20 protein-coding genes and 2 pseudogenes are annotated in these 17,400 nt (G+C 54.5%); 9 read left to right on the forward strand and 13 right to left on the reverse strand.

The features are described 5' to 3' along the window. Nucleotides 1-4 precede the first annotated feature (4 nt). From O1721_RS24180 to O1721_RS24190, 3 genes are all read right to left on the reverse strand, one after another. Complete coding sequence (locus O1721_RS24180) at nucleotides 5-1,015, reverse strand: tyrosine-type recombinase/integrase (RefSeq protein ID WP_000543934.1); 1,011 nt, start codon at nucleotides 1,013-1,015, stop codon at nucleotides 5-7. Nucleotides 1,016-1,017: 2 nt separating this feature from the next. Beyond that, nucleotides 1,018-1,554, reverse strand: a complete 537-nt coding sequence (locus O1721_RS24185; RefSeq protein WP_000949433.1) for a protein-tyrosine phosphatase family protein — start codon at nucleotides 1,552-1,554, stop codon at nucleotides 1,018-1,020. Nucleotides 1,555-1,852: 298 nt separating this feature from the next. Continuing rightward, nucleotides 1,853-2,134 carry a hypothetical protein gene (locus O1721_RS24190; RefSeq protein ID WP_000575657.1) on the reverse strand — a complete coding sequence of 94 codons (282 nt, stop codon included), beginning with the start codon at nucleotides 2,132-2,134 and terminating at the stop codon, nucleotides 1,853-1,855. A gap of 261 nt (nucleotides 2,135-2,395) precedes the next feature. Here O1721_RS24190 and O1721_RS24195 point away from each other — a divergent pair, with 261 nt between their 5' ends. After that, on the forward strand, nucleotides 2,396-2,998 hold the full coding sequence (locus O1721_RS24195; RefSeq protein ID WP_000278322.1) for a hypothetical protein: 603 nt from the start codon (nucleotides 2,396-2,398) through the stop codon (nucleotides 2,996-2,998). Nucleotides 2,999-3,013: 15 nt separating this feature from the next. Here the strand turns inward: O1721_RS24195 and O1721_RS24200 are convergent, their stop codons facing one another. The 9 genes and pseudogenes from O1721_RS24200 to O1721_RS24240 form a co-directional block, all read right to left on the reverse strand. Then, the gene (locus O1721_RS24200) at nucleotides 3,014-3,466 is read right to left on the reverse strand and encodes a hypothetical protein (RefSeq protein WP_000791469.1); all 453 of its coding nucleotides are present in this window, start codon (nucleotides 3,464-3,466) and stop codon (nucleotides 3,014-3,016) included. 170 nt (nucleotides 3,467-3,636) lie between these two features. Next, nucleotides 3,637-4,059 (reverse strand): hypothetical protein, encoded by a 423-nt coding sequence (locus tag O1721_RS24205; protein WP_001165345.1) that lies wholly within the window; start codon nucleotides 4,057-4,059, stop codon nucleotides 3,637-3,639. After that, on the reverse strand, nucleotides 4,049-8,194 hold the full coding sequence (locus O1721_RS24210; protein WP_011872905.1) for an RHS repeat-associated core domain-containing protein: 4,146 nt from the start codon (nucleotides 8,192-8,194) through the stop codon (nucleotides 4,049-4,051). The genes O1721_RS24205 and O1721_RS24210 overlap by 11 nt, the downstream gene beginning before the upstream one ends. Before the next feature lie 240 nt (nucleotides 8,195-8,434). After that, a complete protein-coding gene (locus tag O1721_RS24215; RefSeq protein WP_000988731.1) occupies nucleotides 8,435-9,160 on the reverse strand; it encodes a hypothetical protein in 726 nt (241 codons plus the stop codon). 113 nt (nucleotides 9,161-9,273) lie between these two features. Continuing rightward, a complete protein-coding gene (locus O1721_RS24220) occupies nucleotides 9,274-9,648 on the reverse strand; it encodes a hypothetical protein (RefSeq protein WP_000868820.1) in 375 nt (124 codons plus the stop codon). 120 nt (nucleotides 9,649-9,768) lie between these two features. Beyond that, complete coding sequence (locus tag O1721_RS24225; RefSeq protein ID WP_000338626.1) at nucleotides 9,769-9,885, reverse strand: hypothetical protein; 117 nt, start codon at nucleotides 9,883-9,885, stop codon at nucleotides 9,769-9,771. A 9-nt stretch (nucleotides 9,886-9,894) separates the two neighbouring features. Continuing rightward, nucleotides 9,895-10,014: pseudogene (locus tag O1721_RS24230) on the reverse strand (permease); the annotation flags it as partial. A 276-nt stretch (nucleotides 10,015-10,290) separates the two neighbouring features. Beyond that, the gene (locus O1721_RS24235) at nucleotides 10,291-11,295 is read right to left on the reverse strand and encodes an IS110-like element IS5075 family transposase (protein ID WP_000427619.1); all 1,005 of its coding nucleotides are present in this window, start codon (nucleotides 11,293-11,295) and stop codon (nucleotides 10,291-10,293) included. Between the two features lie 99 nt (nucleotides 11,296-11,394). Next, the gene (locus O1721_RS24240) at nucleotides 11,395-11,829 is read right to left on the reverse strand and encodes a mercury resistance transcriptional regulator MerR (RefSeq protein WP_000414383.1); all 435 of its coding nucleotides are present in this window, start codon (nucleotides 11,827-11,829) and stop codon (nucleotides 11,395-11,397) included. 71 nt (nucleotides 11,830-11,900) lie between these two features. Between O1721_RS24240 and O1721_RS24245 the strand changes: the two genes are divergently transcribed. The 8 genes and pseudogenes from O1721_RS24245 (at nucleotide 11,901) to O1721_RS24280 (ending at nucleotide 16,648) form a co-directional block, all read left to right on the forward strand. Beyond that, nucleotides 11,901-12,251: a mercuric transport protein MerT gene (locus O1721_RS24245; protein WP_001294666.1), complete on the forward strand. Its 351-nt coding sequence runs from the start codon at nucleotides 11,901-11,903 to the stop codon at nucleotides 12,249-12,251. Between the two features lie 15 nt (nucleotides 12,252-12,266). Further along, complete coding sequence (merP, locus tag O1721_RS24250; RefSeq protein ID WP_000732290.1) at nucleotides 12,267-12,542, forward strand: mercury resistance system periplasmic binding protein MerP; 276 nt, start codon at nucleotides 12,267-12,269, stop codon at nucleotides 12,540-12,542. Between the two features lie 71 nt (nucleotides 12,543-12,613). After that, nucleotides 12,614-14,299: a mercury(II) reductase gene (gene merA, locus O1721_RS24255; RefSeq protein WP_000149288.1), complete on the forward strand. Its 1,686-nt coding sequence runs from the start codon at nucleotides 12,614-12,616 to the stop codon at nucleotides 14,297-14,299. Nucleotides 14,300-14,313: 14 nt separating this feature from the next. Next, a complete protein-coding gene (gene merB, locus O1721_RS24260; RefSeq protein WP_000761850.1) occupies nucleotides 14,314-14,952 on the forward strand; it encodes an organomercurial lyase MerB in 639 nt (212 codons plus the stop codon). Nucleotides 14,953-15,063: 111 nt separating this feature from the next. Continuing rightward, the gene (merD, locus tag O1721_RS24265; RefSeq protein ID WP_000995361.1) at nucleotides 15,064-15,429 is read left to right on the forward strand and encodes a mercury resistance co-regulator MerD; all 366 of its coding nucleotides are present in this window, start codon (nucleotides 15,064-15,066) and stop codon (nucleotides 15,427-15,429) included. Then, nucleotides 15,426-15,662 (forward strand): broad-spectrum mercury transporter MerE, encoded by a 237-nt coding sequence (gene merE, locus O1721_RS24270; RefSeq protein WP_001087810.1) that lies wholly within the window; start codon nucleotides 15,426-15,428, stop codon nucleotides 15,660-15,662. The genes merD and merE overlap by 4 nt, the downstream gene beginning before the upstream one ends. 35 nt (nucleotides 15,663-15,697) lie before the next feature. After that, nucleotides 15,698-16,333: pseudogene (locus tag O1721_RS24275) on the forward strand (putative bifunctional diguanylate cyclase/phosphodiesterase); the annotation flags it as partial. A 111-nt stretch (nucleotides 16,334-16,444) separates the two neighbouring features. After that, nucleotides 16,445-16,648 (forward strand): DUF3330 domain-containing protein, encoded by a 204-nt coding sequence (locus tag O1721_RS24280; RefSeq protein WP_024198696.1) that lies wholly within the window; start codon nucleotides 16,445-16,447, stop codon nucleotides 16,646-16,648. 205 nt (nucleotides 16,649-16,853) lie between these two features. Here O1721_RS24280 and O1721_RS24285 read toward each other — a convergent pair whose 3' ends face one another. After that, nucleotides 16,854-17,390: a hypothetical protein gene (locus O1721_RS24285; protein ID WP_003159187.1), complete on the reverse strand. Its 537-nt coding sequence runs from the start codon at nucleotides 17,388-17,390 to the stop codon at nucleotides 16,854-16,856. Nucleotides 17,391-17,400: the final 10 nt, after the last annotated feature.

A 17,400-nucleotide genomic window follows, 5' to 3' on the forward strand; every position in this document is an offset into this window, starting at 1 on the left:
GCTGTTAATCCGCTATATCGAGGCGTTGGCTCGCTCTCTTCAAACGCTCATCGCCGCGTCTGTCATATTTCTGGGTAGTTGCAATGCTTGAGTGGCCCATTGCGTCCTTCACGGTCACAATATCCTCACCGTTATCCAGCATCGAGGAGGCAAAGGTGCGTCGCAGGTCATGGGGCGCAAACATCTCCAGACCGGCTTCAACTCTTCTGGTCTCCAAGATGTGGTAGATGGCCTGATCCGACATCCGCTCTCCAGTCACATCATCAAACCGCCTGATCCTCGGGAATAAAGGCCCTTCATGCGTTCCTCGAACCTCTTCAACCCACTTATCCAGTCTTTTCCATGCGCCACCAGGCACATACGCCATTCTCTCTTTGTTGCCCTTGCCAAGAACCTTGAGAGCGCGGTCCTTGTAGATCATGCTTCCCATGTCCAGCGCAACGATTTCCGAGCGGCGCAAGCCACACCCGAGGAGCACCCCGAGAATGGCCGCATCCCGAAGCCCTTTGGCGCTTGAATCACTTTCACATGTGAAAAAGAGGCTGCGAATCTCATGGCGTTCAAGTGCCCGCCCTTTAGGAAGTCGAGATCCACGTACTGAACGGACTTGCTTAATGTGCTGGAAGCTATCCGTATCAATTTGCTTCATCGTCCAGGCTTCAAGAGCCACCCCTTTGAGCGCTGACAGGTAGGTGTTGATCGTTGCCGGAGCCTTCCCTGCATCCCCCAGCATTTCCAGCACCGCCAATATGTGGTGCCGCCTCATTGAGCTCCATGCACAGTCACGAAGGTTCTGAAACCCGATCATCTTGGCGACAATGTTGAGGAATGAGCTCATGGTCTGCCTGCTTCGCTTTGACCCGAGGCTCACCAGATAGGCGACGGCGGGGTTGTCCTGGATGTTCCGGAGCGAGCTCGATGACGGCAACAGTTCACCGCGAATGCTTTGTTCTGCCGGAACATTTACTTTCGCATGTGAAACTAGCTCTTCCTTGTCATTGTTTGTGTCGTGCAAAGTCACCTCCTAAGCCCGACCGCAACGAGAAGAAAATCCCATATTTTGAGGTGAAGAGGTAGTTCCTCCTCCATATGTTGCGTTTCGTAGCTTTGCATCAGTGGTTCAAACTTGGTTGGATTGCACAGCAATTCGTAAACTGTTCGGTTGGGCTTGGTGATCGGCTTATTCGGAGTGAATCCATGTTTGTTCTGGAGGTACAGCGCTACCGCGCCACTTCTGGATTCTCCGTAATAGCAATGAACGAAGATCTGATCGATACCGCTACCAACCAATCCATCCAGGAAGGTGGACAGCTTTTCAGCCTGGGATGAGTCAATGTAAGAGGCGTAATTCATCCGGAACGCTGCCTTCATCGTGTGGATGGTGTTCTCAGAATAGCCGCCGTCATAGAAGCTATCGCGGTACAACTGCCCCCACTGTCCGAGAGCGGCAGGGGACTTGTCTGGGTCAGTTATGGAGATCATGGCCGCACCGGGAACCGGCTCCAGTCTTTCGGCCTCCGCTTGACTAATGAAAAAGACTTTTTTGCTAAGCATGCCCCATCATCCCCTTACAAGGATGTGTTGCGAGTAGCTCATGCGCCTGACTTTGCCCCTCTTGAGTATCTACAGGAGCGGTCGTATACACACCTCCATGCCGCAAGTCCACAATACTGGTCCGACAGCAAGAACCTACGTTCTGAACTTTATTGTCCGAATCCAAACCAGCAAAAGTATGGCACGGTCCAGGGAATGGTTTCCTGCAAATAGAGCAGCGCTCAAAGTTCTTATCGAGGATTCTCTTTAAAACTTTCTCAAATTTGTTTTTGTTTAACATCGAGTTCTCCACACAAAGTTACTGGCCGAGCATCCCAGCCAAGGTGGTCTGCTGGCCTTCGCTACAAGGTGCAAATCCGGCAAAAGCACCGGCATTAACCTTGAGCTCATCAAAGCGTCCATCGGTGTCCCGGTAGTACACCTTACGTTTTCCAATTCCACCTTCGAGGTTTGCGGCCAACCAGGCGATCACTGCATCAGCATCGTTCGTAACTGATGCTCCCTGATCCAGATCGATAAGTACCAGGTGGGTGTCCGTCTGGAGTGCCACTTCAAAGGTCGCTCTTACATCAAAAATCACTGGTCGCGCTCCTTGTAAAAAGTGGGCATTCAGCACCACCTATCCTATTCCAAAAACTCTACTTTTTCAAAGATACATTTTAATAAGTAGAACAACAGCAAGAAGAACTTAAATTTATTTACCGTAATTATCATAATTACGGTAATACGGTAATTTTACAGATTTAGATGGAATGGTATAAGATGTCTCGCTGGAACATACTTGCTGAAAAAACGCTTAACAACGATAGTGAAAACATCATGTACAGGTGCGAGAGATAATATGTATAAGAGCCTTGAAGATCTGATGGCGGGTATTTACGAGATGGCAGCGCCAGATGGCATCATCTGTAACGAGGTTTCCAAATTCCTTGCGGCCAACCAGGTCAAGCCGGAAGACATAAGCTCTGGGATCTGGTTTTTCCTGTGGCTGAAATCAGCTCCCAAGGATGCGAAGCCAATCCAAAAAGAAATCCCCGGATTTGGAGTTGTTCTCAACATGCCGACTTATGGCGGAACGCTCAACGAAGCAATCACAGGGTTGATCGAGAACGAGTGCCGTCAAATAGAGCTCGCTGAGGGACATCCGAGCCTTGAGGCTTGGGTTGAATCAGTATTAGCCGGTCGAGATGACGGAGAGGAAAATGAAGCTGCGGCCAATATCGTGGATCTGCTTAATGGGTGTCACGACCTACTGGATACAGCAATAATCAATTACCTTTTTAAGGTGGGAAAAATCAACGAGCAAGAGATTTTGTCGCTCATCTATTATGGAGAGCTATGTGACCACTCTCTTGTCGGTACGCCTTTTTCAACGTTACATATCCCGAGTGAAAATAACGTCCACGAACGTAACATCATCCCCATTAAAAAAGGAGCCAGTTAGGCTCCTTTTTGTTACTCAGGGTTTGCTTTGAGAAACAACTTCATTCCAAGTATGCAGCACCTTCGATAGGTGCTGATGCTTTCTGGTGAAGTCCTTATCATCCAAGAGTGCTTTAAATGGCGCGTTCAGGTCACTGCATGTGACGTTCTTGCCGATCACAGACAGGGTATCCTGGAGTGATCCACCAGCAGCATCAAGCCCCATTCTATCGACGGTCTCACTACTCACCATTGCCTGGACAACATTGGTGAATGCCTTTGAGTTGAGCTGCTCAACGCTCAGGGCTGTATTGCATTTCTGCTCAACCGCTTGCTTGTACTGGATGGTGTACTTTGCAGTGATAGGTGACATGGTGTTCATCGCAAGTATGTATGCGTCTACCTCACTGGTCGGTAATGTCGCGGCGTAGACTGACGAGCATGATGCGGCTGCGGCCATTATCAAAGTTATTACCTTCTTATTCTTCATTTCTCTGAAATCCCCCTTTAAAATATGGAGCTACAACTCATTTGTACCAATCATAATACTATTGATTTCCAAAAGTATCTCTCTCTACTGACTCTATGATGGCTCGCCTTCCAAACACTTGGCCGCTGGCGTCGGTTAGCTAGACTAACACCAGCGTATTCAATGAATAACTAGCCAAAAACCTTTATCAATTCTTTAATTGTTCTGGCAGACTCCATTTCCTCCATAATCTTTTCAATTCCGACGCCGGAATCCAAATTACTTCTGTACTTTTTAGCCAAATCACAAAGTTCAGATTTTAACTCCTTGCAATCCAGATTAGAGATAAGAACAGCATTGAAATTAGCCTTAAACAGTCGAGAACCATACATCACAATTTCTACAGGCCAGTACCAGAATGGACTTAGCGGCTTGTAGCTCGCAACCTCGTCTATTTTGTAGTGACGACCTTCCGAATCATAAATGTCCATCAGCTCAAAATAACCGTTCCTCAAAGACTGAATAGTACATTTCCCGAACTCGGATTCTGATGCCACTACGAAGAGCGACCTTTTCTTGCTGCTCACAAGCAGCGCTGGAAATTCAATTTGCACAACCGCATCCCTCATCATTTATTGAATCAGCTAAACCACCACTAACAGGAGAGGCTTGAGCTACTTTTGCCCATTCAGGCGTCCCGTGCCACCAACGACCAAATGCGCTATATGGGGTAGGTCCATTGCCGTGAATGTTTTGGTGAATATCTCTTGGAATGGACTTCAAGTTCCAAGGATGGTTTTTTATTGAGTCAGGAACATATTTGCCAAACTTGCCATTTCTCTGAATAGCCCAATGGTGAAGCTCATTACCTCGTGGAACCCCTTGAACTTTCCTTACTCTGGGTGAGACATTGCTCCATTTTTGGCTTAATTTGAACCACGATTTACCGGAGCTGGCATGTCTGAAAACTCCTGACGCCCAGCCGCCACCTATAGCCCCAATCGCTCCGGCGATTCCAACTTTTGACCAACTAACACATTTCCAACTCCCATTATTTTCGATTAGTTGGCTAAGTAGCTCCAACCCAGCTCCAATACCTGCACCAACAAACGCAAATTCACCCGTCGGGTCGGTATTGGACATAGGGTTTCCATGCACATACCCGTAGGTGTTTACTCCATCGATCAGGCCAAGAGGGTCGCTGGTAATGTACCGCCCGGTCGCTGGGTCGTAGTAACGCCGCCAGTTGTAGTGGAACCCGGTCTCCGCGTCGTAATACTGTCCTGGGAATCGCAGGTTGAAGGTTGGCCCCTGGATGATGATGCTGGCCTTACCGAACGGGCTGTAGCTCGCCTTCCAAACGACTTGGCCGCTGACGTCGGTCAGTGCCTTCGGGGTGCCCAGGTGATCGACGTGGACTTGGTAGGTCTGTCCTGACTGAACAAAGCCCAAGGGTGTCCCATCGAGCCAGATGTACTCCGCCAGCACGTCTCCAGTGGCCGCGTCCAGCTCCTCGATGAGGTTTCCTGCCAGGTCGTAAACCAGCAGCCGGGTATGCCCGTTTAGGGTCTTGGTTACACGCTGATCCAGATGGTTGTATGTGTAGCTTACAGTCACTCCCGCGACCGTTGCGGCCACCAGCCGGTTCTGGCTGTCATAGGTGAAGGTATCCGCCCCCTGCTTCGTCAGGTTGCCATTGGCGTCATAGCTTCTGGAGGTTTGCCCGGCCTTCACCAACCAGTTGTTCATGTAGTTGATGGTGTAGCTTTGGCTCAGGCCATCGGTCGTGATCGAGGTCCTGTTGCCGGTGGCGTCATAGCCATAGCCCAAAACGCCATAGATCCCCTCAGCAGAGGTGATGCGGCCAACCGCGTCATAACCGAGTGACTGATTGACTGATGAGCTGAGATTGTCGTCTATGGCTGAAATCAACGAGTCTGGCGTGTACCGATAGACCAGCGAATGCACCCTAGCAGCGTCGATGCCGGTGACACGGTAATCGAGATCCAGAGTGCGGCTTTCTGAAATGCCGTTCCCTCTGACCATACTGGTGACGGGGCCAAAGGGCGCTCGCTCAATCTGGCTTGCCAGGTTTGTTGTGGTGCCTGCTTGTGTCGTTGTCACCTCGATGACGTCACCGGCTGAGTCACGGGTGTAGGAGACCTCACGGCCACTGGGATACGTGATCTTCGTGACGAGGCCTGCACCATCGTATTGGTACTGGGTAGTCAGGCTCTGCCCGTGGGTTTCCCAGGTTTCGTAAGCCAGCCATCCTTCGGGGGTGTAGCCAAATCTCCGGACACCGTTGCCATCATCGACTGAGGTCAAGCGGCCTATGCCGTATGGTGAGGTTGCTTCGTCGTACCCGTACAGAATTGGCGATTCGCCAGCGACATCGCTGGAGGTTTCGATGATCCGGTTCAGCGCGTCATAGCTGTAGCTTGTGGTTTGCCCCTTGGCCGTTTTGCGCGTTGCCACGTTACCGGCTTCGTCATAGGTAATGTCGGTGGTGCCGGTGTCCGGGCTCCGGACCTGGGTCACTTCGCCAAAGCCGTTGTAGCTGTAGTAGGTCAGGCGCGAACGAGGGTCGGAGACACGGTAAACATCGCCGGTATCCTTGTAGAGCACCTGCGTGACCTTCCCGAGGGGATCGGTCGTTTGTGTCCGGTGATGGAAGCCGTCGTACTTGTAGGAGTGTGTGTTACCAGAGGGACTGGTCTCCTGTATCAGGTTTGCCACCACATCGTAGGAAAACGATGACTGATTGCTATAGGCGTCGGAGACACTGGAGAGCCAGCCGATTTCGTTGAAGATCCGGCGCTCTATCCAACGGGTCTGGCCCAGCGCATCGAGCAGTCGCTCTTCTACTGGGTTCCCGAGGTCATTGAGCTCAAGCTCGCGCCGGTTGCCCTGTGCATCTGTTTCCGCCACCAGCCGATGTGCAGCGTCGTACTCATAGCTGACGGTTGCACCATTTGGCTTGGTCAGCGAACTCAGGAGGCCCACAGCATCATAGTTGTAGACCGTGGTTCCTTCTGGCCCAGTGGAGCTGACAAGTCTTCCTCTGGCGTCATAGGTGAGGGTTTGGGTTACACCATTGACACCCTGAATGGTCCCGGCGCGACCGTTCGCGTCGTAGTCACCAAACTGCGTCACCTGCCCCAGCGCGTTCGTTGTCCGGATCAGGTTGCCCTGGTCATCGTAGTCAAATGTCGTAACATCGCTGACGTCGGTGCGCGGACCATCAACCGAGGCCAACAGGCTCGGCTTTCCTGTACCAACAGGGGCATAGGTGTAGGTCCATGTCCGGGAAGCGCCCGAGCTGCGATCAGTGACCTTGCGGCTTATCACCCGGAGATGAGTGTCGTAGGTGAGCTCAGTGATCCTGGTTGGTTCTGTGATTTTTGCCGGGAGCGACTTGGAAGGAAGCCAGTCGGTCGTAACCTTACCCCCGTCCTGGTCTATCTGGGTGGTTTCCAATCCCCGGTCGTTATGGGTGAACGTGCGCTTCTGCCCAGCGCGGTCAGTAATGCTGGAGACGAGGCCTTTGCTGTCGTAGACGTAGGTTTCCTTGCCGCCCACAAAGCCGGTACACGGCGCACCCTCAACCACATCAGGCTTGAGCATCCCATTGTGGCGACTGTAGGTGTATCGCTGAACGTGGCCGAGGGCATTGGTGACAGAGACGCTTCCGTCAGCGTTGTAGCTTACCTGAGTTTTCTCTGCGCCCCCGGCGTGTTCGCTTAGAACCGCTCTCCCCTGAGTATCATATCCCCATGTGGCGAAACGGTTGCCGTTCTCGTCCACCAGCCCAGAGAGCAAACCCGGTGCATTCGGGTCATCGTAGAGATAGCTGCGGCTCGTATTGTCCTGGTAGATCACTTCCGCCAGCTTGCCAGCGCTGTTGTACTGGTACTGAATACTGCCACCAGCAGGATCGGTGACACTGACCATGCGGCCATCTTGATACTGGAACTGGATGGTGCGGCCAAAGCCGTCAGTGATCGAGGATAGCTCTCCGTTCAGATAGCTCAGGGTGATGTGATTGCCGTTGGGCTTCTCGATGCCGGTCAGTCGTCCGGTTTCATCATAGGCCTCGACTACCCCGTCAGATTGAGTGTAGCGCCAGCCGGTAGCATCCTTCGTCAAGGTATCATCGGTTTTCCATGTTGGCACCCAGACAGAGGACGAGTTGTAGAACGCGAGTTGTTGCCCTTCTGGCCGGTGCAGGACAACCATGTTCTCACCGTACTTCGAGGCGTTGACCTCGACGCTCCGCGAGTAGGTATGCCGCCAGCCGCCGAGCTCTTCATCAGGAAGGTGGCTATTGTAGTATCTGGTGAATGTGAAAGGGTCGGAGCCTCCGCTTTGATAATCCAGTTCAGCCTGGAACTTGTTGCCGGTGCCAAGATGGATAGGGTTCCCTACACACATGGTCGTTGTTGGTAAGCCGAGATCCCTGTCCAGGAACGGTGTTTTATCCATCTCACCCGGCAGAACATAGGTTGAGCGCCAGTAGACCGTAGCTGGGTCGCCAGTGCAGGTAGTGGGGTCATAATCGCCAGTAGCACCTAGATACTTAAAACAGATCCTGGAGACATAACGGCCATCACCATAACTGGCAACCGGATAAAGCGCATCCCCAACTGGCGTTCCCTTCCCTTGCTCCTCACCAGAGCGATAATTCTTCATGAAGGAATGCGCGTCTATGATGGTGTTGAAGCGCATTTTGTCTACTTCGGTGCTCACGGCTACAACCCGCCATTGTGCAAAAGCAACGCATGGCAAAGTTGCGAGCACCACAACGGCCAATGACCGCAGGTTTCGCATCAGTAAAAGGGAAGGTCTCGATCTCATTTACAGCTCCAGTTTTTATGCTGGAGCTATTTTCAGGTGGGAGAGTCGTTATCAACGACTGCGTTATTGCCCTTTTAGGGTATGAATACGTGATTTGGAGAGGTTGTGTATTCAGAACAAATGAGAAGCAGGTTACTCATTTCGCTCAAACACTGTGACAAGAACACGTTTTTGGTTGTCGTCGTTGATCACCATCAGGTACTTGAACTTGGAATCTCTATGGCCCCAGACTTCCACGTTATCTACGCGGCCATACTTTCTGGCTTTATGGCGAGCCACTTTCTCGTCAAAGGGCTGAACCTGTAACTCTGGATGCTGGAGGCGGCCAACAAGTGAGGCCCACGGTTTTTTAGGGTCTCCAGAGGTTATCCGGGCCTGATACTGATCGATGGCATGTTGAGTAACCAGGACGGGGCCAATGGCAGGTGTAGATATTTCGTCATGGGTCTGGGTATAGGCTTGCTTGTCCACATCGAGGAGCTCAATGTTGCCCTCTCCCGGCTCATCCATAAACTCCATGCTCTGCGAGACTTCAATAGTAGCGCCCTTTAAACGCCCAGTGAGGCAAGCCGCAAACTTGAAAGCAAAAGCCTTGGTGGATTTGCCCAGCGCCAGCTTCTTGATTGCACCTTTGGATACCACCAGCTTGTAACCAGCACCAGCACCTGGCTCTCTGCAAAAAACCTGTTTGTCCAGCGCCAGATAGCGAATGGCTACGAGCTCAGCCAAAAGATCCGCTTCTTCGTGGTCAAAATCAATATGGACATCAAGGATGCCTTTCCGTTTTGTACCAACGCGCCAGAATACAAGGGCTGAATTATTTGAAGTTTTCTTCGAGACGGTAGTCAATGTCATCATGGTCTATTTCTCCATTGTCGGGATAATGGTCGGCATCGCCGCCAGCCCCCCTATTCGTTTGGGTTCATTTAGATGCTATCACGGGTTTTAAAAATGCAACCCCTAGTGTCACTCTATTTATGGTCCCATGTATTTTTATAAGCTCGGGCTAGGCGTTTCTCGATCACTTCTGACAAACTGCAACCATCGACTTCTGACAACCGCTTCAAAATCCTGTGGGCTTTATCGCTTATAGTTATGCTTTTACCAACACCATATCCCCTTCTGCGACGTTGCCTAATTGATGTCCCGAGTTTATTGATTTGCTCTGCTGTCAGGTATTTATTAATCCATTCAGTGAGTTCTGATGGTGATCGCCCTATGCTGTTCAGGCTGTCCACGGCTTCAAGTTTCTTATCGAATGGGACGTCACGCCAGAAAGCTGGGCGCGAAGCAGCTCTGAGGAGATAGATCGCCGTAGCCTGAGCATCTTCATTGGATACTTTCAAAAAATCACCTTTTCCGTTACATGTCACACTTACCTTATCGTGACATGTAACACCTCAAACTGCAAGTATAAAAAAAGGCCAGCTATTGCTGGCCTTTACGTTCATTGTCGCAGTTACTCTTTAGGCGTTGTGATGCTTTTTTTCCTTCTGTTTCTCATGGTAGAGATACAGACTGCCGCCAGTGACGACAGTGAAAAAAATGAGCAACCCCAACATGCCTAATGTGAAAGCGTCCATTTGACCCCCTTAGGAATTGCTGACCTTGGTTAAGATTATACCATAGATCCACAGGATAACCCCAATGACCAACACCAAACCGGCTTCTTTGACGGTTATAGTGTCCCCAGATACAGCCAATCCTACAAGGGGTCGTCTCAGAAAACGGAATCTATGGTCACTCCCGTTTTTGCAACACCGATTTTGACGACAAGTTGGCTTGCTTGAATCTATCCGGCGTCTGAATGGGATTTTATTCCCGCGCCTCGATGAGTTCCGCGCCTGATGAACCTCCAGAAAATATACGGCTTCAATGAGCCTTTCCGTTTTACAGGTTCCTCAACAGGCCGGTGGGCCGTTAGTATCATCAATATCAGTATTCGCAAAACCAGATGAATGATTGTTTAAACTGGTGTATTTCTGCCTTTATGCTTCGTAAGTTTGCTGTCGCGCCGTCAGTGCCCAGGCTATTCTGGCCAGCTTGTTTGCCAGAGCACAGGTGACGACAAAGTTGCTTTTCCGACACAACAACTCCCTGACCCAGTCGGCCAACTTGCCAGACTGGTGTTCCAGTTTTTGTATGAATACCCTGGCACACTGAACCAACAAAGTTCGGATCTTTTTGTTGCCCCGCTTGCTAATCCCTAACAATGTCGTCCGACCTCCCGTGCTGTACTGTCGGGGTACCAGCCCTGTTGCCGCCGCAAAGTCACGGCTGCTGGCGTACTGCTTCCCGTCGCCAATCTCAGTTGAAATAGTACTGGCAGTCAGCGTTCCAACGCAGGGAATACTCAGCAAGCGCTGTCCAACCTCATCTTCGTCCAACTTTCGTTTCAACTGAGATTCCAGATCTTTAATCTGCTCAACAAGATAGTGATAATGCTGTTGTAATTTCAGCAGTAACTGGCTGAGATAAAGAGGCAAACTACTGTCCTCAAGAAGGGTACTCAGTCGACTAATAACGGCAGCACCTCGCGGAACGCTGATACCAAATTCCAGCAGAAAAGCATGCATCTGATTAGTTGTTTTCACCTTATCCTGAACCAGGGATTCACGGACACGATGCAGAGCTCGCATTGCCTGCTGAGATTCGGTTCTGGGCTGCACGAAACGCATAGATGGACGTGATGCTGCTTCACAGATAGCTTCAGCATCAACGAAGTCATTTTTGTTGCTTTTAACGAATGGGCGGACAAATTGCGGTGATATCAGCTTTGGAAAATGCCCTAACTCTTCCAGCTTGCGTGCCATAAAGTGAGAACCGCCACAGGCTTCCATCGCGATGGTTGTTGCCGGGCATGTCGCCAGAAATTCGATTAGCTTTGGTCGGGTGAATTTTTTACGGTAAACGGCCTTCCCACGATGATCCTGACAATGAATATGGAAAGAGTTCTTACCCAGATCGATACCAATAAGCGCAATGTTTTCCATGATGGTTCTCCGAATGAAAGCCTGTCCTCAGCATAGTACTGGGAAGGAGGGAGTGACCATCTCATTAAATAAAGCACGCTAAGGCGTAACTACCCTCGGCTACACCGCGTCGGCACCACGCGGCTCTTTCTCCCCTTGCAGCGAAGCAATCAGCGGGCAAGAAACGTTCCCTTGCCGCGCATGGCAGGCGAACACAAGTTCGGATAGCACGGTTTCCATGCGCGCCAGGTCGGTCATTTTTTCGCGCACGTCCTGAAGCTTGTGCTCGGCCAGGCTGCTGGCTTCCTCGCAGTGGGTGCCGTCATCCAGCCTCAGCAGCTCTGCGATCTCGTCGAGGCTGAATCCGAGCCGCTGGGCTGATTTCACGAAGCGCACCCGCGTCACATCCGCCTCGCCATAGCGGCGGATGCTGCCATAGGGCTTGTCCGGCTCCGGCAACAAGCCCTTGCGCTGATAGAACCGGATTGTTTCCACGTTGACCCCGGCCGCCTTGGCGAAAACGCCAATAGTCAGATTCTCCAAATTTTTTTCCATATCGCTTGACTCCGTACATTGGTACGGAAGTAAGCTTAAGCTATCCAATCCAGATTTGAAAGGACAAGCGTATGTCTGAACCTCAAAACGGGCGCGGGGCGCTCTTCACTGGCGGGCTAGCCGCCATCCTCGCCTCGGCTTGCTGCCTGGGGCCGCTGGTTCTGATCGCCCTGGGGTTCAGCGGCGCTTGGATCGGCAACTTGACGGTGTTGGAACCTTATCGCCCGATCTTCATCGGCGCGGCGTTGGTGGCGCTGTTTTTCGCCTGGCGGCGCATCTACCGACCGGCGCAAGCCTGCAAACCAGGGGATGTGTGTGCGATTCCCCAAGTGCGCGCTACTTACAAGCTCATTTTCTGGGTCGTGGCCGCGCTGGTTCTGGTCGCGCTCGGATTTCCCTACGTCATGCCATTTTTCTATTAATCACAGGAGTTCATCATGAAAAAACTGTTTGCCTCTCTCGCCATCGCTGCCGTTGTTGCCCCCGTGTGGGCCGCCACCCAGACCGTCACGCTGTCCGTACCGGGCATGACCTGCTCCGCTTGTCCGATCACCGTTAAGAAGGCGATTTCCAAGGTCGAAGGCGTCAGCAAAGTTAACGTGACCTTCGAGACACGCGAAGCGGTTGTCACCTTCGATGATGCCAAGACCAGCGTGCAGAAGCTGACCAAGGCCACCGAAGACGCGGGCTATCCGTCCAGCGTCAAGAAGTGAGGCACTGAAAACGGCAGCGCAGCACATCTGACGCCCTTGTCTGCTACCACAAACGAAAAAGGATCTGTCGCATGACCCATCTAAAAATCACCGGCATGACCTGCGACTCGTGCGCGGCGCACGTCAAGGAAGCGCTGGAAAAAGTACCCGGCGTCCAATCTGCCATAGTGTCCTATGCCAAGGGCGCGGCCCAGCTCGCCCTTGATCCAGGCACAGCGCCGGACGCACTGACCGCCGCCGTGGCTGGCCTGGGCTACAAAGCGATGCTCGCCGATGCCCCGCCGACCGACAACCGCACTGGGCTGTTCGACAAGGTGCGCGGCTGGATGGGTGCCGCCGACAAGGGCAGCGGCGGCGAGCGCCCGTTGCAAGTCGCCGTGATCGGCAGCGGTGGAGCCGCGATGGCGGCAGCACTGAAGGCCGTCGAGCAAGGCGCGCAGGTCACGCTGATTGAGCGCGGCACCATCGGCGGCACCTGCGTCAACGTCGGTTGTGTGCCGTCCAAGATCATGATCCGCGCCGCCCACATCGCCCATCTGCGCCGGGAAAGCCCATTCGACGGCGGCATGCCACCCACACCGCCGACGATCTTGCGCGAGCGGCTGCTGGCCCAGCAGCAGGCCCGTGTCGAAGAACTCCGTCATGCCAAGTACGAAGGCATCCTGGACGGCAATTCAGCCATCACCGTTCTGCACGGTGAAGCGCGTTTCAAGGACGACCAGAGCCTTATCGTTAGTTTGAACGAGGGTGGTGAGCGCGTCGTGATGTTCGACCGCTGCCTGGTCGCCACGGGTGCCAGTCCGGCCATGCCGCCGATTCCGGGCCTGAAAGAGTCACCCTACTGGACTTCGACCGAGGCCTTGGTCAGCGACACCATTCCCGAACGCCTAGCCGTGATCGGCTCGTCGGTGGTCGCGCTGGAACTGGCGCAAGCCTTCGCCCGGCTGGGCAGCCAGGTCACGATCCTAGCTCGCAACACGCTGTTCTTCCGCGACGACCCGTCCATCGGCGAGGCCGTCACAGCGGCCTTCCGTGCCGAAGGGATCAAGGTACTGGAACACACGCAAGCCAGCCAGGTCGCGCATGTGAACGGCGAATTCGTGCTGACCACGGGACACGGTGAAGTACGTGCCGACAAGCTGCTGGTCGCTACCGGACGGACACCGAACACGCGCAGCCTGGCACTCGACGCGGCGGGAGTCACCGTCAATGCGCAGGGTGCCATCGTCATCGACAAGGGCATGCGCACCAGCACGCCACACATTTACGCGGCCGGCGACTGCACGGACCAGCCACAATTCGTCTATGTGGCGGCAGCGGCCGGCACCCGTGCCGCGATCAACATGACCGGAGGGGATGCTGCCATCAATCTAACCGCGATGCCGGCCGTGGTGTTCACCGATCCGCAAGTAGCAACCGTGGGCTACAGCGAAGCGGAAGCGCATCACGACGGGATCGAAACCGACAGTCGCACGCTCACGCTCGACAACGTGCCGCGTGCGCTTGCCAACTTCGACACACGCGGCTTTATCAAGCTGGTCATCGAGGAAGGTAGCGGACGGCTCATCGGCGTGCAGGTCGTCGCCCCGGAAGCCGGCGAATTGATCCAGACGGCTGTTCTCGCCATTCGCAACCGCATGACGGTGCAGGAACTGGCCGACCAGTTGTTCCCCTACCTGACGATGGTCGAGGGGCTGAAGCTCGCGGCGCAGACCTTCACCAAGGATGTCAAACAATTGTCCTGCTGCGCAGGATGAAAGGAGATGGAACCATGAAGCTCGCCCCATATATTTTAGAACGTCTCACTTCGGTCAATCGTACCAATGGTACTGCGGATCTCTTGGTCCCGCTACTGCGGGAACTCGCCAAGGGGCGTCCGGTTTCACGAACGACACTTGCCGGGATTCTCGACTGGCCCGCTGAGCGAGTGGCCGCCGTACTCGAACAGGCCACCAGTACCGAATATGACAAAGATGGGAACATCATCGGCTACGGCCTCACCTTGCGCGAGACTTCGTATGTCTTTGAAATTGACGACCGCCGTCTGTATGCCTGGTGCGCGCTGGACACCTTGATATTTCCGGCGCTGATCGGCCGTACAGCTCGCGTCTCATCGCATTGCGCTGCAACCGGAGCACCCGTTTCACTCACGGTTTCACCCAGCGAGATACAGGCTGTCGAACCTGCCGGCATGGCGGTGTCCTTGGTATTGCCGCAGGAAGCAGCCGACGTTCGTCAGTCCTTCTGTTGCCATGTACATTTCTTTGCATCTGTCCCGACGGCGGAAGACTGGGCCTCCAAGCATCAAGGATTGGAAGGATTGGCGATCGTCAGTGTCCACGAGGCTTTCGGCTTGGGCCAGGAGTTTAATCGACATCTGTTGCAGACCATGTCATCTAGGACACCGTGATCGGATATCGACCCAATGTTCTACGGCACCGGCATCGGATTCGCAGCGCGCGGATTGAACTCGGCGAAACGGTATATGCATTGCCGTGAACCGACCAAAAGGAGGTGTTCGATGAACGCCTACACGGTGTCCCGGCTGGCCCTTGATGCCGGGGTGAGCGTGCATATCGTGCGCGACTACCTGCTGCGCGGATTGCTGCGGCCAGTCGCCTGCACCACGGGTGGCTACGGCCTGTTCGATGACGCCGCCTTGCAGCGACTGTGCTTCGTGCGGGCCGCCTTCGAGGCGGGCATCGGCCTCGGCGCATTGGCGCGGCTGTGCCGGGCGCTGGATGCGGCGAACTGCGATGAAACTGCCGCGCAGCTTGCTGTGCTGCGTCAGTTCGTCGAACGCCGGCGCGAAGCGTTGGCCAATCTGGAAGTGCAGTTGGCCGCCATGCCGACCGCGCCGGCACAGCATGCGGAGAGTTTGCCATGAACAGCCCCGAGCGCATGCCGGCCGAGACACACAAGCCGTTCACCGGCTACCTGTGGGGTGCGCTGGCGGTGCTCACCTGTCCCTGTCATTTGCCGATTCTCGCCATTGTGCTGGCCGGCACGACGGCCGGCGCGTTCATCGGCGAGCACTGGGGTATTGCAGCCCTCACGCTGACCGGCTTGTTTGTCCTGTCTGTGACGCGGCTGCTGCGGGCCTTCAGAGGTCGATCATGAGCGCTTCCCAGCCAATTGAATGGACAGTGGCGCAACTGGCGCAGGCGGTCGAGCGCGGGCAGCTTGAGCTGCACTACCAGCCGATTGTCGATTTGCGCAGTGAGCAGATTGTCGGCGCGGAAGCCCTGTTGCGCTGGCGTCATCCGACGCTCGGACTGTTGCCGCCGGGCCAGTTCCTGCCCGTGATCGAATCGTCCGGCCTGATGCCGGAAATCGGCGCATGGGTGCTGGGCGCAGCCTGCCGTCAAATGCGCGACTGGCGGGTGCTGGCATGGCAACCGTTCCGGCTGGCCGTCAATGTTTCGGCGAGCCAAGTGGGGCCAGATTTCGACAAGTGGGTAAAGGGCGTGCTGGCCGATGCCGGGTTGCCCGCCGCGTATCTTGAAATTGAGCTGACCGAATCGGTTGCGTTCGGTGATCCGGCGATCTTCCCCGCCCTGGAAGCTTTGCGACAGATCGGTGTGCGCTTCGCCGCCGACGACTTCGGCACCGGCTATTCCTGCCTGCAACACCTGAAATGCTGCCCCATCAGCACGCTCAAGATCGACCAATCGTTTGTCGCCGGACTCGCCAACGACCACCGCGACCAGACCATCGTGCGCACCGTGATTCAGCTTGCGCATGGGCTTGGCATGGAAGTAGTGGCCGAAGGCGTGGAAACATCGGCGAGTCTTGATTTGTTGCGACAAGCGGACTGCGACACAGGACAAGGCTTCCTGTTCGCCAAGCCGATGCCGGCGGCGGCATTCGCCGTCTTCGTCAGTCAATGGAGGGGTGCCACCATGAATGCAAATGATCCGACTGCCACCAGTTGCTGCGTGTGCTGCAAGGAAATCCCGCTCGATGCCGCCTTCACCCCGGAAGGCGCGGAATACGTCGAGCACTTCTGCGGGCTGGAGTGCTATCAGCGCTTCCAGGCGCGCGCCAAGACCGGGAGCGAAACCGATGCCGATCCGAACGCCTGCGACTCATCACTGTCAGACTGAGGCATACCCTAACTTGATGTCAGATGCCATGTGTCGTTTTCAGAAGGCGACTGCACCAGTTCACTGGGCTGGCCGCCGTGTGTGCATAGAACTTCTGACCGGGAACGGTCAGAAGTTCTATGCACGAAGCGCCGCGAGAGATCGGAATTGCTCAGAACTCTTGTGCACGGCGCGACAAAGCCGGAACCGCCGAAAATTCCGGCGATCAACCGGCAAGCTGCTTGATGCGCTCGGCCAGGCGGCCGAAAGCCTCGTTCACGTATTCCAGCACCTTGGGTTCTGCGCCCTGCGTGCGCAGCGAGTCTTTGAAGGCTTCCAGGTCGGACAGCCATTGCCGATGCAGGCGGCCCAGCTCGTCGAGCTGAGGCCGGAAGTCTTGGAGACTGCCGCTCGCACGAAACGCCTGGTAGCCACGCTCAAGCGTGGCCGCCGTGGTCAGCAGTTGCGCGCCCATTTGCTTGTGCTGTTCGGAGAACTCGGCCATGCCGTCATAGGGCCGCGAAGCCTTGCGGCGCTCGGCTTCGGATGCCTCTTCCATGATGCGGGCGTAGCGGTAGAACCCTGGGAACTCGCGGGACAGCGCCATGAGCTGCTGATCGGATGTGCCGACCCAAATCCTGTGCAGGTCAGGCCCGTACCCCATCATGCGATTGATGATGGCATGGGCCTCGCTGACACCCTGGGCGGCAAGCTGCTGCATGTGTTGGTCGATCTTCGCGGCCAGTCGGCGGAATTCGTTCATGCTCATGTCC

The organism is Enterobacter cloacae complex sp. HYC033_NIDB (assembly GCF_056673335.1).

Coding starts and splice junctions, on each gene's coding strand:
- O1721_RS24185 (WP_000949433.1), bottom strand. CDS start 1,554: ATGCTTAGCAAAAAAGTCTTTTTCATTAGTCAAGCGGAGGCCGAAAGA.
- O1721_RS24195 (WP_000278322.1), top strand. CDS start 2,396: ATGTATAAGAGCCTTGAAGATCTGATGGCGGGTATTTACGAGATGGCA.
- O1721_RS24200 (WP_000791469.1), bottom strand. CDS start 3,466: ATGAAGAATAAGAAGGTAATAACTTTGATAATGGCCGCAGCCGCATCA.
- O1721_RS24215 (WP_000988731.1), bottom strand. CDS start 9,160: ATGATGACATTGACTACCGTCTCGAAGAAAACTTCAAATAATTCAGCC.
- O1721_RS24225 (WP_000338626.1), bottom strand. CDS start 9,885: ATGGACGCTTTCACATTAGGCATGTTGGGGTTGCTCATTTTTTTCACT.
- O1721_RS24235 (WP_000427619.1), bottom strand. CDS start 11,295: ATGGAAAACATTGCGCTTATTGGTATCGATCTGGGTAAGAACTCTTTC.
- O1721_RS24240 (WP_000414383.1), bottom strand. CDS start 11,829: ATGGAAAAAAATTTGGAGAATCTGACTATTGGCGTTTTCGCCAAGGCG.
- O1721_RS24245 (WP_001294666.1), top strand. CDS start 11,901: ATGTCTGAACCTCAAAACGGGCGCGGGGCGCTCTTCACTGGCGGGCTA.
- merP (WP_000732290.1), top strand. CDS start 12,267: ATGAAAAAACTGTTTGCCTCTCTCGCCATCGCTGCCGTTGTTGCCCCC.
- merA (WP_000149288.1), top strand. CDS start 12,614: ATGACCCATCTAAAAATCACCGGCATGACCTGCGACTCGTGCGCGGCG.
- merB (WP_000761850.1), top strand. CDS start 14,314: ATGAAGCTCGCCCCATATATTTTAGAACGTCTCACTTCGGTCAATCGT.
- merD (WP_000995361.1), top strand. CDS start 15,064: ATGAACGCCTACACGGTGTCCCGGCTGGCCCTTGATGCCGGGGTGAGC.
- merE (WP_001087810.1), top strand. CDS start 15,426: ATGAACAGCCCCGAGCGCATGCCGGCCGAGACACACAAGCCGTTCACC.
- O1721_RS24280 (WP_024198696.1), top strand. CDS start 16,445: ATGAATGCAAATGATCCGACTGCCACCAGTTGCTGCGTGTGCTGCAAG.
- O1721_RS24285 (WP_003159187.1), bottom strand. CDS start 17,390: ATGAACGAATTCCGCCGACTGGCCGCGAAGATCGACCAACACATGCAG.